The sequence below is a fragment of the Jannaschia sp. S6380 genome (genome assembly GCF_023015695.1).
Lineage (GTDB): Bacteria > Pseudomonadota > Alphaproteobacteria > Rhodobacterales > Rhodobacteraceae > Jannaschia.
Map to the genome: position 1 here is coordinate 335,879 of NZ_JALKAS010000002.1, position 14,488 is coordinate 350,366.

The window sequence follows — 14,488 nt, forward strand, 5'->3', positions numbered from 1 at the left end:
GAGGGGGCGCCGCCCCCGCGCTTCGCGCCCCCCGAGGTATTTCCGGCAAGATGAAGGGGGCGTTAACCCCCTGTTTACCTCCGGTCCCGCAACATGGTTCTGCGGCACAGGCTGAGGAGCCGATGGCCGCGCAAGGTGAGACCCTCGTCTTTCCGGGGCAGGATGTGACCCTCGTCTCATCTTGCCCCAAATGCTGCCGGGGAATGCACGGGCGCGGGCAGCGCCCCTTTCCCTCAAGCCTCCACGCGGTCGGGCAGATGTTCGCGCCGGGTGCGCGGCAGGGGCCAATCGTCCATCAGGGCCAGGGCGTCCTCCGCCGTCTCGACGAAGCGGAACAGCTCCAGGTCGTCGGCACCGATGGTGCCCGCCTCCTGCAACGCGTCCCAGTTCAAGATGCCGCGCCAGAACGCCTCGCCGAACAACAGGAACGGCACGCGTTCCATGCGTCCGGTCTGGATCAGGGTCAGCGCCTCGAACAGCTCGTCCAGCGTGCCGAAGCCGCCGGGGAAGACGCAGATCGCGCTGGCCCGCATCAGAAAGTGCATCTTGCGGATCGCGAAATAGTGGAAGTTGAACGACAGCTCCGGCGTGACGTATCCGTTCGGCGCCTGTTCGTGCGGCAGCACGATGTTGAGGCCGACGCTGCGGCCGCCCGCATCCAGGGCGCCGCGATTGCCGGCCTCCATCACGCCGGGGCCGCCGCCGGTGACGATGACGTTCTCGCGCCCGCCGCTGTCGCGGATCGAGCGTTCGGTCACGAGCCGCGCGAAGCGGCGCGCCTCGTCGTACTGGGTCGCGAGGTCGCGCAGCGTATCGGTGCGGGCGCGGTCCGCGTTTTCGGGGCGGGGGATGCGGGCGCCCCCGAAAAGGACGACGGTCGACGTCACCTCCGCCTCATCCATCAGCAGGGCGGGCTTCATCAATTCCAGTTGCAGACGGACGGGGCGCAGCTCGTCACGGCAAAGGAAATCCTCGTCGGTGAAGGCCAGGCGATAGGCGGGCGAACGGGTCTGCGCGGTGTCGGGCACCGTGCTGGCGGTCTGCCGGTCTTCGCGGGCTTCGCGCAGCGGGTGGTTCCGGGGATGGTCGGTCATCGGGTCGTCCTTGAATCCTTGGGTCGCGCTGGGTCTAACAGGCGCGGACGGGAGGTGCGACATGGATTGGACGGGGGAAATCGCGGCGGCGCGCGCACGGATCGCGGGGCATGCGCGGGTGACGCCGATCGCACGGCTCAACCTCGGCGGCTTCGACGTCGAGGTGAAGCTGGAACAGATGCAGCACACCGGCAGCTTCAAGGCCCGCGGCGCGTTCAACACGCTTCTGTCGGTGGAGGTGCCGGCGGCGGGCGTGGTCGCCGCGTCTGGCGGGAACCACGGCGCGGCGGTGGCCTTCGCGGCGGCGCGACTGGGGTTTCCGGCCCATGTCTTCGTGCCGGAGGTGGCAGGTGCCGCGAAGATCGCGCTGATCGAGCGGGCGGGCGCGACCTGTCATGTGGTGCCGGGTCTCTACGCCGATGCGTTGGAGCGGGCGCGGGCGCATGAGGCGGAGACCGGCGCGATGCAGGTTCATGCCTATGACGCCGTGCCGACGGTCGCCGGGCAGGGGACGTGCTTTGCCGAATGGGACGATCAGGGATTGCAGGCCGACACGATGCTGGTCGCCGTGGGTGGTGGCGGGTTGATCGCAGGCGCGCTGGCCTGGTGGGGCGGTCGGCGGCGTGTCGTCGCGGTCGAGCCGGAGCGATCCCGCGCGCTGCACGCCGCGCTGGAGGCGGGGGCGCCGGTCGATGTGGAGGTCGGTGGCGTCGCGGCCAACGCGCTGGGCGCGCGGCGGATCGGGTCGATCTGCTTCGACCTGGCGCGCGATATGGACAGCATGACGGTGCCGGACGATGCGATCACGCGGGCCCAGCGGATGCTGTGGCAGGAGGCGCGGATGCTGGTGGAGCCGGCGGGTGCCTGCGCCCTGGCGGCGCTGTTGTGCGGGGCCTACGTGCCGGATGCGGACGAACGCGTGGCGGTGCTGATCTGCGGCGCGAACCCGGCTCCGGATCCGTTGGCGGCGTTCTAGAGGCGCGACAGGATCAGCCCGCATGCGACGAGCGCCCCCGCGGCCAGGCGGGTCGGCGTGATCGCATGTGTGGGCAGGCCGAAGGGGCCGAACGCGTCGAGGATGAGCGCGATGACGATCTGGCCCAGGATCATGCCCGACACGGCCGTGACGATGCCGAGGACCGGCACGGCCCAGAGGGTCGCCCAGACATAGAAGGCGCCCAGCAATCCACCCAGCAGAAGGCGGGCATCGACGGCGCGGGCCCGTTCGAGCATGGCCCCATGGCCGAGCGCGAAGGTCAGCGTCAGAAGGGCGGCGAACCCGACGCCGAACGAGATCGCCGCCGCCGCGACTGGACTGCCGAGACTCCGCCCGAGCGCTGCGTTCATGGGCGCCTGCAGGGCGGCGAGCCCGCCGGCGATGATGATGAGGGCGATGGGCAGGGCGACGGTGGAGGGCATGCGATGTTCCGTTCCAGGATCGGAAAACAGGCGGCCATGATCGCCGACGCCGCGAAATCGGGCAATTCCGGTAAACCCCACTTCGCGGCGCCCAATGACCGGCCCCCTGTCGGTCGTCGGTGCGAAGGGTTCCGCGGCCATCACGCGACCGGCGCTGCCCAGACGCGGTTGGGCGGGATTGCCCTGACTTGGGCGGGCCGATAAGCACATCGCAATCAAAGCGCCCGGAGGCCCCGCATGTCCAACGAACAGCTCGAATCCGCCATCGAGGCCGCCTGGGACACGCGCGACACTGTCTCGCCGCAGACCACCGGCGAGGCGCGCGACGCCATCGAGGCGACGCTGGAGGCGCTGGATGGCGGCACCCTGCGGGTGGCCGAGAAGCGGGGCGACGACTGGCACGTCAATCAATGGGCCAAGAAGGCGGTGCTACTGGGGTTCCGTCTGAAGGACATGGAGCCGCAATCTGGCGCACCGCAGGGCGGCAGTTGGTGGGACAAGGTAGACAGCAAGTTCAACGGCTGGAACGCCGCCAAGTGGGAGAGCGCGGGTTTCCGCGCGGTGCCGAACTGCATCGTGCGCCGCTCGGCCTATATCGCGCCGGGCGTGGTGCTGATGCCGTCCTTCGTGAACCTGGGCGCCTATGTGGACGAGGGCACGATGGTCGACACCTGGGCCACGGTCGGGTCCTGCGCGCAGATCGGCAAGAACGTGCACCTGTCGGGCGGCGTCGGCATCGGCGGCGTGCTGGAGCCGATGCAGGCGGGGCCGACGATCATCGAGGACAATTGCTTCATCGGCGCCCGGTCCGAGGTGGTCGAGGGCTGCATCGTGCGCGAAGGCAGCGTGCTGGGCATGGGCGTGTTCATCGGCAAGTCGACCAAGATCGTGGACCGCGAGACCGGGGAATTCACCTATGGCGAGGTGCCGCCCTATTCCGTTGTGGTGGCCGGATCGATGCCGTCGAAGAACGGCGTGAACCTCTATTGTGCGGTGATCGTCAAGCGGGTGGACGAGAAGACGCGGTCGAAGACGGCGATCAATGAGTTGCTCCGGGCCTGAGGGGGCCGACTGGACCGTCCGGCGCGACCGGGCCGTCGAAAGCCTGCGCCACGCGGTGCGCACGGCCCCCATCGAATTGCGGGATGCCATCGCCGACTACGACGGCCAGGCACTTCCCGGGGATACGCCGAAACATCGCGAGGCCCTCGAACGGTTGATCGAGGAACATGATTGCGTGCTCGGCCGGATGCCGGGAAATCAATGGTATCCGTCCGAACCGATCGAATTGGCGAGTTTCGGGGTCGACGGTCAGGGGGCCACTCTGACGGCCTTCGCCTGCTGCTTTCTGCTGATCGACGATCTGGTGTGCAGCCGGATGGATTATATGGACTTTCGCCTGTCCAACAGCCCCGGCCGGGCCTTCTTCGATACCCCGCCCGACAGTTTCCGCATTCCGCTTCTGGACGGGATCGGTGTCTACGACGACATGCAGGACCCGACCTGGACCTGAGCGGACGCGGGCAGATCGCGCGGGCATGGACCGTGTCGTTTATCGCAAAGGCAGCTCGACGTCAGTCCTTCGCCCGATCCTGCCGCCTCAGCGTAAGCGGATCCTGCGCCAATCGGGCATCTTCCAAGGTGTCCATCCGCTCGGCCGCCTTCCGCGTCCGGCCCAGCGATTTCCACATCGCGCGGCGCCAGGCGCGGCGGGCGGAGCCCGGCGACCATTGCAGCCGGGCGCCCGCCAACCATGCGCGCAGCGCGGGTGGCAGGGCGTCGTACTCGGCCATCAGGCGTCGGCGCTGGCGCGTGTCCGACAGGGCGTGGCGATCCGTCATGCCACCCGAGATGGGGCCACGCGCAGGCGCTGTCAAACGCGATGCGGGAACCCGCCCCGACCGGACCGCGTTGAATCGGCGCACAATCACAGAGGGGACCCAACCCATGGGCCTTGGCTTTTTCCTTTCCATCATCGTGGGCGGCCTTGCCGGCTGGATCGCGAGCATGATCATGAAGGCCGATACCGGCCTGTTCCTGAACATCATCCTAGGGATCGTGGGTGCGCTCGTGCTCAACTTCATCCTCGGGCTTCTGGGCATCTACGCGGCGGAGTCGATCATACCGCAGTTGATCGTCGGAATCATCGGCGCCTGCATCCTCATCTTCGCCGTGCGCGCCATACGGAAATAGTGCCGGCTGCCTGGCCCCCGACCCGCCGCCCCTACTCGGGGCGGCGGTTTGCGTTCCAGGGGCCGGTTGACATGGCCGGCAGCGCGACGGAGACCCCGGAGATGACCGAGAAGAAGCCCAAGCGCCCGCATCACGTCTACACCCTCCTGGTGGAGGTCGGGCGCCGCAGCGGCGACGGCCTTCCCAAGGGCGCGTCGGGCGCGGCGCTGATGTGCTATGCCAGCGGCGTCGACGAGGATGAGGCGGTGCGCGAAACCGTGGCCGTCCTCAAGACCGCCGACATGAACGTGCTGGAAGTGACGGGATACGGCTCGCTGGAGGAGCGCGAGGCGGAAGGCCACGACATCGAGGCCGACGAACGCGACCTGATGGCCCGCGCGCTGGCCGAGAATTCGGTCGTCGTGGCGCAGACCACCGTGTTCCGCGAGGACGAGGCGTGATCGACCCGGTCGACCTGACGGCGCGCCTGGTCCGCTGCCCGAGCGTGACGCCGGACGAAGGCGGGGCGATCACGCTGCTGGAGGACCTCCTGTCGGATGCGGGGTTCGTCTGCACCCGGGTGGACCGGGGCGGGATCGCGAACCTTTATGCGCGCTGGGGTGATAGGGGGCATCCGCGCACGTTCGGGTTCAACGGGCACACGGACGTGGTGCCGGTGGGCGATGCGGCGGCGTGGACGCATGATCCGTTCGGAGCGGTGATCGAGGATGGCTGGCTCTACGGGCGCGGGGCGACGGACATGAAGTCGGGCGTCGCAGCCTTCGCCGCCGCCGCCGTCGATTTCGTGGCCGGAACCCCGCCCGACGGCGCCGTGGTGCTGGCCATCACCGGCGACGAAGAGGGGGACGCGGCCGACGGGACGGTGGCGATCCTCGACTGGATGGAGGCGGAAGGGGAGCGGCTGGATGTCTGCCTTGTGGGGGAGCCCACCTGCCCCGAGCATATAGGCCAAATGATCAAGATCGGGCGGCGCGGGTCGCTGACCGCGTGGTTCACGTTCGAGGGGCGGCAGGGGCATTCGGCCTATCCGCACTTGGCGCAGAACCCGCTGCCGGCGATGGCGGGGATGATGGCGCGGCTGGCGGATGAGGAACTGGACCGGGGGACCGAGCATTTCGACCCCTCGACTCTGGCGGTCGTCACGATGGATGTCGGCAACCCGGCCACCAACGTCATCCCGGCCGAAGGGCGGGCGACGGTCAACATCCGGTTCAACGACCGCCACACCGGCGCGGGTCTTGTCGCCTGGTTGGAGGACGAAGTCGACCGCGTGGTGGGCGAGACCGGCATCCGCGTCCGCATGAACACGAAGATCTCGGGCGAGGCGTTCCTGACCCCTCCGGGACCGCTGTCGGAGTTGGTGTCGCGCGCGGTGCAGGTGGAGACGAACCGCGTGCCGGAATTGTCGACGACGGGGGGCACGTCGGATGCGCGCTTCGTCAAGGACCATTGCCCGGTGGTGGAGTTCGGCCTGGTCGGGCACCGGATGCATGCGGTCGACGAGCGCGTGCGCGTGGAGCAGATCGAGCAGTTGAAGGCGATCTACGGCCGGGTGCTGCGGGACTACTTCGCCTAGGCGGCTTGCGCGGCTCGGTCGGGGCGCAGGAAGACGGGAGCCTGGGGCGTGGAGCGGTCGGCCTGCCAGAGATAGCCACCGCTGTCGAAGGCGCGCAGGTCGGACGGGCCCTCGATGCGGTTTTCGATCACGTAGCGGGCCATGGCCCCACGGGCCTGCTTGGCGAAGAAGCTGACGATCTTCGGGCCGTCGGGCCGGTCTTCGAGGAAGGTCGGCGTGACGACGGGCAGGGTCAGCGCCTCTCGGTCGACGGCGCCGAAATATTCCTGGCTGGCGCAGTTCACGAGGCATGTGGCACCGTTGGCGGCCGCGTCCTCCTCCAGCGCCTTCGCGATCCGGTCGCCCCAGAACGCGTAGAGGTCACGACCGCGCCGCGTGGCGAGCTTGCTCCCCATCTCCAGCCGGTAGGGCTTCAGCGCATCGAGCGGTCGCAACAGGCCATAGAGGCCCGACAGGATCCGCAGATGCCCCTGCGCATGCCGCAGCGCGTCCTCCGACAGTGTGGCGGCGTCGAGGCCGGTATAGGTGTCGCCCGCGAAGGCGAAGATCGCCGGCTTCTCGGGGGCGGCCTCCCAGTCGCGGAAGCGGTCGCGGTTCAGGCGGGCCAGCTTTTCGGAGATGTCCATCAACGCCTGCAGGTCGCGGATGCCCTTGCGCCGCGCGGTTCGGACGAGGCGCGCCGTATCGTCGGCGAAGCGCGGGGCGGTCGGCGGGACGTCGACGGGGTCGAAGTCGAGCGATTTGGCGGGGGAGATGACGGTGAGCATGGGCGGCACTCTATGCGCTCCGCTCCGGCGCTCAACCCCGTTTCAGGTGGTAGGACAAGGCGGCCTGCACGAAATGGCGCAAAGGCGCTTCGGGCAGGGGTCGGTCCGCGTCGAGCAGGACGGCACGATTGCCTTCGAAGCGAAACGTGTCCGGATGGGTCAGCCGGAAATTCGCAACGAGGGTGGTCCGGCAATGGACGAAGAGCGCTGGTTCGTCGCCCTTCGACTGCCCCAGGCCCACGGTCGTGCCGATGCGCGGCCGGGCGGGCAGATAGGCCGGCTGGCCCCACTTCAACGTCTCGGTCAGCGGGCCGATGGCGGGCATGTCCGCCGCCGCGGTCAGGATGAGCGCCCGAAGATCGAGGAGCGTCGGTCGCGCCTGGTCGGGAAAGGTATCGAAGACTGCGGCCACTGCGGCGGGGTCGTCGGGGCGCAAGTTATTCATCCCGCAGGACCTCCAGAAACGCCTCGCCGAAGCGTTCGGCGTGACGGTCGCCAAGGATGCGAGTGACTTCGGCCGGGTCGGGCCGGGCGCGCGCGACCTTGGCCAATTGCGATGACGAACAGGTCATCGGCTTGTCGAGCCCGGTCTCGCCGCGCGAAAGGTCGTTCTGGACCGATAGCAGCCGGTCATAGAGCGCGCCCTCGGTCCGACCGGCCAGCTTGCGGCGCGCGGGGTGAAGCGGCTCGGGCGCGTCGCCGGTGACGACCGACAGGAAGGTCGCGCCGTAGCGGTCGAGCTTGGTCGCGCCGACGCCCGAGATGCGGGCCATGGCGTCGAGCGTGGCGGGCTTCGTCTCGGCCATCTCGATCAGAGTGCGGTCGGTGAAGACGACGTAGGCGGGCACGCCCTGGGCTTCGGCCAGCGCGCGGCGCTTGGCCTTGAGCGCCGACAGGAGCGGCGCGTCCTCCTCGCTGACCAGTTGCTTGACGGCGGGGCGACGCTCGGCGCGGGCGACGCTGTCGCGGCGGAGCGTCACGCCGGCCTCGCCGCGTAGGATGGGGCGGGCCGGGTCGGTCATGCGCAGCGCGCCGTGGCGTTCGGCATCGGGCCGCACGAGGTCGAGTCCCATCATCTGACGGAAGATCGCCTGCCACTGGGGTTTCGGCGTGTCGCGCCCCACGCCCCAGGTCGGCAGCGCGTCATGGCCGAAACGGCGCGTCTTGTCCGTTTCGGTCCCGGTCAGCACATCGATCAGATGGCCGGTGCCGAAACGTTCCCCTGTCCGCAGCATGGCCGACAGCGCCTTGCGCACCTCGGTCGTGGCGTCGAACAGCTCGGGGGGCGTCTCGCACAGGTCGCAATTGCCGCAGGGCTCCGGCGCCTCGTCGAAATAGGACAGGAGCGCGACGCGGCGACAGACCTGCGCCTCGGCCAGACCGAGCAGCGCGTTCAGGCGGCCATGGTCGGCGGATTTCATCTCGGGCGGGGCCAGCCCCTCGTCGATCTGCTGTCGGCGGAAACGGATGTCGTCGGCACCGAACAACGTCAGCGTGTCGGCCGGGGCGCCGTCGCGGCCGGCGCGGCCGATCTCCTGGTAGTAGGCTTCGATTGATTTGGGCAGGTCGGCATGCGCGACCCAGCGGATATCGGGCTTGTCGATGCCCATGCCGAAGGCGACGGTCGCCACGACGATCAGCCCGTCCTCCTGCTGGAAACGGGTCTCGACATGCCGACGATCCTCGGCCTCCATCCCGCCGTGATAGTGGCAGGCGCTGTGACCGTCGTCGCGCAGCGCCTTCGCCAGCCCTTCGGTCTTGGCGCGGGTGCCGCAATAGACGATACCGGACTGACCCTTGCGCGCGGCGGCGAAAGACAGGATCTGGCGGCGCGGCCCGTCCTTCGGCCGGAAGGTCAGGGTGATGTTGGGGCGGTCGAACCCGTGCAGGAAGGTCTGCGGTTCGCCGTCGAAGAGGCGTCGTGCGATCTCCTCCCGCGTCTCGACATCGGCGGTGGCGGTGAAGGCGGCGAGCGGCACGCCGAGCGTCCGGCGCAGCGCGCCGATCCGCAGGTAGTCGGGGCGGAAATCATGGCCCCACTGGCTGACGCAATGCGCCTCGTCCACGGCGATGAGGCTGGTGTCGGCGCGTTTCAGCATGCGTTCCGTCGACGTCGAGGCGAGGCGTTCGGGCGCGATGTAGAGAAGCTTGAGGGTGCCGTCCTCGATGGCCTGCCAGACAGCCTCGGTTTCCTCCTCGGTGTTGCCGGAGGTGAGGGCGCCGGCCGACACGCCCGCCATCTGCAACGCGCGGACCTGGTCCCGCATCAGCGCGATCAGCGGAGAGATGACGACGGTCAGCCCATCCCGACACAGCGCGGGCAACTGGAAGCAGAGCGACTTGCCGCCCCCCGTCGGCATGATCGCCAGCACGTCCCGCCCGTCGCAGACCGCCTCCACGATCTCGGCCTGGCCCGGACGGAAGGCGTCGAATCCGAAGACGGAGGACAGAAGGTCCGCGGGACGGGGCATCGGCAGGCTCACGAATTGGGTCCCGAGGGGAATCACATATGGGCAATCGATGGACAAGGGGCCTGTTTGCGAGGCGTTCGCAAGAATACCCTTGGCGTAGGGCAGAACTGGTGGTAGGTCACGAACCCTGACGCAAAATATGGGGACATGCCATGTCCGTCCTTCGCACCGCACTCGCTACGTTTCTGCTGGCCACGCCCGTCGCCGCGCAGGAGGTCACGCTGCGCTTTCAGCACTTCGTGAACCCGGCTTCGGCGAACCCTGCGCATTTCATGCAGCCCTGGGCCGACGCGATCGAGGAGCAATCCGGCGGGCGGATCGCGGTCGAACTGTACCCGTTCATGCAGCTGGGCGGATCGGCGGCGAACATGTACGACCTGATCGCCGACGGCGCGGTCGATGGCGGCTGGGTCATCCCCGGCTATCAACCCGGTCGCTTCCCCGAGGCGGAGGCGCTGGAGCTGCCCTTCATGACGCCGAAATCGGCGGAGGCCGCGTCGAAGTCGGCCTGGGACTTCACGCAGACGCATCTGATGGACGATTTCGCGGATATCCACGTGATCGCCGCGCATATGCACGGGCCCGGTCTGGTGCACCTGAAGGGCGACGCGCCCGAGACGCTGGCCGACTTCCGGGGCCTGAACCTGCGTGGGCCGTCGCGTGCGGCGACGCTGCTGCTGCGCCGGCTCGGCGCGAACCCGGTGGGGATGCCTGTGCCGGCCTTCCCGGAGGCCTTGTCCAAGGGCGTGCTGGACGGCGGCGTCATTACCTGGGAGCAGGCGCCGTCGCTGAAGCTGGACGAGTTGACCGACAGCCACACGGATGTCGCAGGGGATGCGTCGCTCTACAATCTCTACTTCCTGTGGGCGATGAACCGCGACGTGTACGAGGGCCTGCCCGATGATCTGCGGGCGGTGATCGACGCCAATTCGGGCGCCATGGCCTCGGCTTGGGCGGGGCGGGCGCATGACATCGGCGATGCCGAAGGACGGGCGGTCATGGTCGCGTCGGGCAACCAGATCGCCGAACTGTCGCCGGAGGTCACGGCCGACATCGCGGAACTGGGCGACGCGGTGACGCGCGACTGGATCGCGGAGATGGATGCGAAGGGCTTCGACGGCGCGTCCCTGGTCGAGGACGCACGCGCCGCCGTCGCCGCGCACCGCTAGGTGCGGGCCAGCGTGACGATGGTGTCGCCGTAGCGGCGCTGATCGACCGGGGTCAGGCCGTCGAGCGTGGGCGGCGTCCCTTCCTCCCACACGATCAGGGCATCGGGCGCGAGCCAGCCTTCGGCACGAAGCGCGGCGATGGCCTTTTCGCCCAGGCCTTGGCCATAGGGCGGGTCGAGGAAGACGAGGTCATGCGGCGTGCCCGGCCCTGGCTTGCGTGCATCGCGGGCGACGATGCGGGCGGACGCGTCCAGCAGGCGCATGTTTTCGCGCAGCAGGGTCAGCGCCTTGCGGCCCTGTTCGATGAAGGTGGCCTGCGACGCGCCCCGGCTCAGCGCCTCGAGGCCCAAAGCCCCGGTGCCGGCGAAGACGTCGAGGACGCGTGCGTTTCTCAGCACATCGCCATGGCGGCCATTCTCCAGCAGGTTGAAGATCGACTCGCGCACCCGGTCCGTCGTCGGGCGCAGGTGGGTGGCGACGTCGCCCTTGCCGACCGTTGCGAGTCTGCGCCCCCGCCATGCGCCGCCGACGATCCTCATGCGCGCCTCACATCAGTGACTTGATCGGCACGGCGCGGTCGGCCACCGCGTCGGGATCGGGGGAGCGGCCCGCCTCGATCAGGCGTTTGCCGACCATGTAGGCGCGCGGGTCGTTCATCGCATCGACGGCCAGTAACCTGTCGCCGGCGAAATACCAATGCGAACGACCGCCTTCGATATCGGACCCGTCGCGCACGATCACCCGGTCGAACCCGGTATTGAGTCCCGCGATCTGCAGCTTGACGTCGTATTGATCGGACCAGAACCAGGGCTTGGCGACGTAATCCTCGGCCGCGCCCAGCAGGTTCCGGGCGACCGTCTCGGCCTGGTGGATGGCGTGGGGCACCGATTCCAGGCGGACGCGCCCGCCGCGATGGGGGAAGGAGCAGCAATCACCCGCAGCCCAGATGCCGTCCGCCGAAGTCCGGCCTTGCGCGTCGACCGCGATGCCGTCGGCCAGCGTCAGGCCCGCCGCCTCCGCTAGGGTCGTGCTCGGAACGATGCCGATGCCGGCCACGACGGCGTCCACCGACAGCTTGGTTCCGTCCGACAGCGTGGCGCCCGTGACGTGTCCGTCGCCGGTCAGCCGTTCGAGCGTCGCCGCTTCGCGGATGTCGACGCCCATCGCGCGGTGCTTGTCGGCGAACCACGTGGCGGTGTCCCGGCAGGACACGCGGCTGAGGAGGCGTGGGGCCGCTTCCAGCAAGGTGACGCGCATGCCTCTGTTGCGGGCGACGGCCGCCGCCTCCAGCCCGATATAGCCGCCGCCGACGACCAGCAGGTGCCCATCCTCACGGATATGGGGGGCCAACGCGTCGATATCGGCCAGCGTGCGGACCGCGAACACCCCGTCCAGGTCGCCGCCGACCGCGCCGGGCAGGCGGCGCGGGGCCGAGCCGGTGGCGAGGACGAGAGCGTCCCACCCCTCCGTGCCGCCGGCATGGGTCAGGGTGCGCGCGTCCGGGTCGATCGCGTCGATGCGCGTGCCCAGATGCAACTCCACCCGGTTCTCCTCGTAGAAAGCGGCGGGCCGCAGGTGCAGGCGCTCGCGCGCCATCTCGCCCAGCAGATAGGCCTTGGACAGGGGCGGTCGCTGGTAGGGCAGTTCCGGCTCCTCACCCCAGAGCGTCAGGCGCCCGTCATACCCCTCCTTGCGCAGCGTCTCGACGACCGAGGCGCCGGCCTGGCCGGCACCGATGACGGCGATATGATCCATGTTGCACCTTGCTGGTCGCAGCGTTGCCGGACAGCTATATCCCGATGCGTGAAACTTCAAACGCGAGGACCGCGACGATGACCATTTCCGAAGGTGACAAGCTGCCCGATGCCGAGCTGATGCGGATCGGGGAGGACGGGCCCGAGACCGTCTCGCTGCGCGAGCTGACGAAGGGACAGACCGTCGCCCTGTTCGCCGTGCCGGGAGCCTATACCGGCGTGTGCACCACGGCCCATGTCCCCAGCTTCATCCGCACCAAGGACGAGTTCGCCGAGAAGGGCGTCGAGACGGTGATCTGCGTTTCGGTCAACGACCCGTTCGTGATGAGGGCGTGGTCCGAATCCACCGGGGCCGCGGCGGCGGATCTGCACATGCTGGCCGATCCGGACGGCGGGTTCACCCGCGCGATCGGCATGCAGTTCGACGCGCCGCCCGCGGGCCTGGTGGGGCGCTCCCGCCGCTATGCCATGCTGGTCGACGACGGCGTCGTGCGGACCCTGCATGTCGAGGACAGCCCCGGCACGTGCGAGGCGTCGGCCGGAGAGGCGCTGCTGGCGAAGATCTGATCGCCCTGTCGATCCGGCGCTAGCCCCGCCGGGTCGACAGGTACAGGCTGGTTTCGCTGCGCGAGACACCGTCGATCAGGCGGATGCGGTTCAGCGTGGCGTCCAGCAGTTCCAGCGTGTCGGCGCCCAGTTCGGCGACCAGGTCCCAGCGGCCATGGGTGGAATGCACCGCCTCCACCTCGGGCATGGCGGTCAGCATCCGGGTCACGCGGGCGCTGCCCTTGCCCTCGATCTCGATCAGGACGATGCCGCGCACGGGCCGGTCGGCCAAGTCGCCCTTCAGAACGGCGCGATATCCCAGGATTTCGCCCGCCTCGGTCAGGCGGGCGATACGGGCGCGGATCGTGGCCCGCGTCACGCCCAGCCGGGCGGCCAGCGCCGACACGCTGGCGCGCCCGTCCGAAGACAGCGCGGCGAGCAGGATTCTGTCCAGATCGTCCATCGGGATCATCCAATTCGGTCGATTGATCGCGCAGATCGATCACTTATCGGACTTCATGTCGCCGGTCCATCGGGGTTGAGTGCCACCGACGCATTCAATGAAGGATGGATGATGAAATCGATCACCCTCATCGGGGCCCCGGTCGAGACGGGCGCGTGGCGGCGCGGCTGCATGATGGGGCCCGACGCGCTGCGGACGGCCGGGCTGGGCCGGGCGTTGACGGAGCTGGGCCACGACGTGACCGACCGCGGCAACCTGGCCGCGCAGGCGATGACCGTGCCGCAGGCCCGGAACCCCGCCATCCGCGACCTCGACCTGTGCGCGGGCTGGGTCGCGACGCTGCAGGCAACGGCCGATGACCTGGGCACCGAGACCGTGCCGATCTTCATGGGCGGCGACCACCTGATGGCGGCGGGCACGGTGCCCGCGATGGCCCGCCTGGCCGAGGCCGACGGGCGCCCCCTCTTCGTGCTGTGGCTGGACGCGCATTCGGACATCCACGACCTGGACAGCACCGAGAGCGGCAACCTGCACGGCACGCCCGTGGCCTATTTCACCGGCCTGTCGGAGTTTGCGCCGCATTTCCCCGACCCGGCGGCCAAGGTCGACCCCGCCAATATCTGCATGATCGGCCTGCGTTCGGTTGACCCCCACGAAAAGCGGGCGGTTGCCGCGTCGGATATCGACGTGACCGACATGCGCGCCATCGACGAGCACGGGATCGCCGCGCCGCTGCGCGCCTTCCTGGAACGGGTCGAAGCGGCGAACGGACGGCTGCATGTCAGCTTCGACATCGATTTCCTGGACCCTTCCATCGCGCCCGCCGTGGGCACCACCGTGCCCGGCGGCGCGACCTTCCGCGAAGCGCATCTGGTGATGGAGTGGCTGCACGATTCCGGCCTCGTCACCTCGCTCGACATCGCGGAGCTGAACCCCTTCATGGATGAACGCGGCCGGACGGCGACGTTGATGGTGGACCTCGTGTCCAGCCTGTTCGGCAAGTCCGTCCTCGACCGCCCGACACGGAGCCAATGAC

The 14,488-nt window shown here is 69.0% G+C and carries 18 protein-coding genes; 9 read left to right on the forward strand and 9 right to left on the reverse strand.

The features are described 5' to 3' along the window. Positions 1–233 precede the first annotated feature (233 nt). Positions 234–1,094 carry a TIGR00730 family Rossman fold protein gene (locus MWU52_RS14690; protein WP_246953551.1) on the reverse strand — a complete coding sequence of 287 codons (861 nt, stop codon included), beginning with the start codon at positions 1,092–1,094 and terminating at the stop codon, positions 234–236. 61 nt (positions 1,095–1,155) lie between these two features. Here MWU52_RS14690 and MWU52_RS14695 point away from each other — a divergent pair, with 61 nt between their 5' ends. Then, positions 1,156–2,070, forward strand: coding sequence for a serine/threonine dehydratase (locus MWU52_RS14695; RefSeq protein WP_246953553.1), 915 nt, complete (start codon positions 1,156–1,158; stop codon positions 2,068–2,070). On the opposite strand, the gene MWU52_RS14700 is transcribed toward MWU52_RS14695, so the two are convergent. Further along, positions 2,067–2,513 carry a DMT family transporter gene (locus MWU52_RS14700; protein ID WP_246953555.1) on the reverse strand — a complete coding sequence of 149 codons (447 nt, stop codon included), beginning with the start codon at positions 2,511–2,513 and terminating at the stop codon, positions 2,067–2,069. The two genes, MWU52_RS14695 and MWU52_RS14700, sit on opposite strands and share 4 nt — an antisense overlap. A gap of 237 nt (positions 2,514–2,750) precedes the next feature. On the opposite strand from MWU52_RS14700, the gene dapD reads away from it, so the two are divergent. Together dapD and MWU52_RS14710 are read left to right on the forward strand one after the other, a co-directional pair. Next, positions 2,751–3,575: a 2,3,4,5-tetrahydropyridine-2,6-dicarboxylate N-succinyltransferase gene (dapD, locus tag MWU52_RS14705; RefSeq protein WP_246953557.1), complete on the forward strand. Its 825-nt coding sequence runs from the start codon at positions 2,751–2,753 to the stop codon at positions 3,573–3,575. Then, entirely contained in the window at positions 3,556–4,026 is a 471-nt protein-coding gene (locus tag MWU52_RS14710; protein WP_246953559.1) for a hypothetical protein, read from the forward strand. The genes dapD and MWU52_RS14710 overlap by 20 nt, the downstream gene beginning before the upstream one ends. A gap of 61 nt (positions 4,027–4,087) precedes the next feature. Here the strand turns inward: MWU52_RS14710 and MWU52_RS14715 are convergent, their stop codons facing one another. Continuing rightward, a complete protein-coding gene (locus MWU52_RS14715) occupies positions 4,088–4,354 on the reverse strand; it encodes a DUF6525 family protein (protein ID WP_246953561.1) in 267 nt (88 codons plus the stop codon). 106 nt (positions 4,355–4,460) lie between these two features. On the opposite strand from MWU52_RS14715, the gene MWU52_RS14720 reads away from it, so the two are divergent. From MWU52_RS14720 to dapE, 3 genes are all read left to right on the forward strand, one after another. Next, positions 4,461–4,706, forward strand: a complete 246-nt coding sequence (locus MWU52_RS14720; RefSeq protein WP_246953562.1) for a GlsB/YeaQ/YmgE family stress response membrane protein — start codon at positions 4,461–4,463, stop codon at positions 4,704–4,706. Between the two features lie 101 nt (positions 4,707–4,807). Then, on the forward strand, positions 4,808–5,146 hold the full coding sequence (locus MWU52_RS14725; protein ID WP_246953564.1) for a hypothetical protein: 339 nt from the start codon (positions 4,808–4,810) through the stop codon (positions 5,144–5,146). Beyond that, entirely contained in the window at positions 5,143–6,282 is a 1,140-nt protein-coding gene (dapE, locus tag MWU52_RS14730) for a succinyl-diaminopimelate desuccinylase (protein ID WP_246953566.1), read from the forward strand. Before MWU52_RS14725 ends, dapE begins: the two co-directional genes overlap by 4 nt. Here dapE and yaaA read toward each other — a convergent pair. From yaaA to recQ, 3 genes are read right to left on the reverse strand one after another with little or no spacing between them, the layout of a single operon-like run. Beyond that, on the reverse strand, positions 6,279–7,049 hold the full coding sequence (yaaA, locus tag MWU52_RS14735; protein WP_246953568.1) for a peroxide stress protein YaaA: 771 nt from the start codon (positions 7,047–7,049) through the stop codon (positions 6,279–6,281). The genes dapE and yaaA overlap by 4 nt on opposite strands. Positions 7,050–7,080: 31 nt before the next feature. Next, complete coding sequence (locus MWU52_RS14740; protein WP_246953571.1) at positions 7,081–7,494, reverse strand: DUF1801 domain-containing protein; 414 nt, start codon at positions 7,492–7,494, stop codon at positions 7,081–7,083. Next, the gene (gene recQ / locus MWU52_RS14745) at positions 7,487–9,520 is read right to left on the reverse strand and encodes a DNA helicase RecQ (protein ID WP_246953573.1); all 2,034 of its coding nucleotides are present in this window, start codon (positions 9,518–9,520) and stop codon (positions 7,487–7,489) included. Before recQ ends, MWU52_RS14740 begins: the two co-directional genes overlap by 8 nt. Before the next feature lie 152 nt (positions 9,521–9,672). On the opposite strand from recQ, the gene MWU52_RS14750 reads away from it, so the two are divergent. Then, positions 9,673–10,689, forward strand: a complete 1,017-nt coding sequence (locus MWU52_RS14750) for a TRAP transporter substrate-binding protein (RefSeq protein WP_246953576.1) — start codon at positions 9,673–9,675, stop codon at positions 10,687–10,689. On the opposite strand, the gene rsmD is transcribed toward MWU52_RS14750, so the two are convergent. Together rsmD and MWU52_RS14760 are read right to left on the reverse strand one after the other, a co-directional pair. Further along, entirely contained in the window at positions 10,686–11,228 is a 543-nt protein-coding gene (gene rsmD / locus MWU52_RS14755; protein WP_246953579.1) for a 16S rRNA (guanine(966)-N(2))-methyltransferase RsmD, read from the reverse strand. The genes MWU52_RS14750 and rsmD overlap by 4 nt on opposite strands. 7 nt (positions 11,229–11,235) lie before the next feature. Next, positions 11,236–12,444 carry an FAD/NAD(P)-binding oxidoreductase gene (locus MWU52_RS14760; RefSeq protein ID WP_246953581.1) on the reverse strand — a complete coding sequence of 403 codons (1,209 nt, stop codon included), beginning with the start codon at positions 12,442–12,444 and terminating at the stop codon, positions 11,236–11,238. Between the two features lie 77 nt (positions 12,445–12,521). Between MWU52_RS14760 and MWU52_RS14765 the strand changes: the two genes are divergently transcribed. Beyond that, positions 12,522–13,010 carry a peroxiredoxin gene (locus tag MWU52_RS14765; RefSeq protein WP_246953582.1) on the forward strand — a complete coding sequence of 163 codons (489 nt, stop codon included), beginning with the start codon at positions 12,522–12,524 and terminating at the stop codon, positions 13,008–13,010. Between the two features lie 19 nt (positions 13,011–13,029). Here the strand turns inward: MWU52_RS14765 and MWU52_RS14770 are convergent, their stop codons facing one another. Next, the gene (locus tag MWU52_RS14770) at positions 13,030–13,452 is read right to left on the reverse strand and encodes an Lrp/AsnC family transcriptional regulator (protein ID WP_246953584.1); all 423 of its coding nucleotides are present in this window, start codon (positions 13,450–13,452) and stop codon (positions 13,030–13,032) included. Between the two features lie 108 nt (positions 13,453–13,560). On the opposite strand from MWU52_RS14770, the gene rocF reads away from it, so the two are divergent. After that, entirely contained in the window at positions 13,561–14,487 is a 927-nt protein-coding gene (gene rocF / locus MWU52_RS14775) for an arginase (RefSeq protein ID WP_246953586.1), read from the forward strand. The last annotated feature ends 1 nt before the right edge of the window (position 14,488 follow it).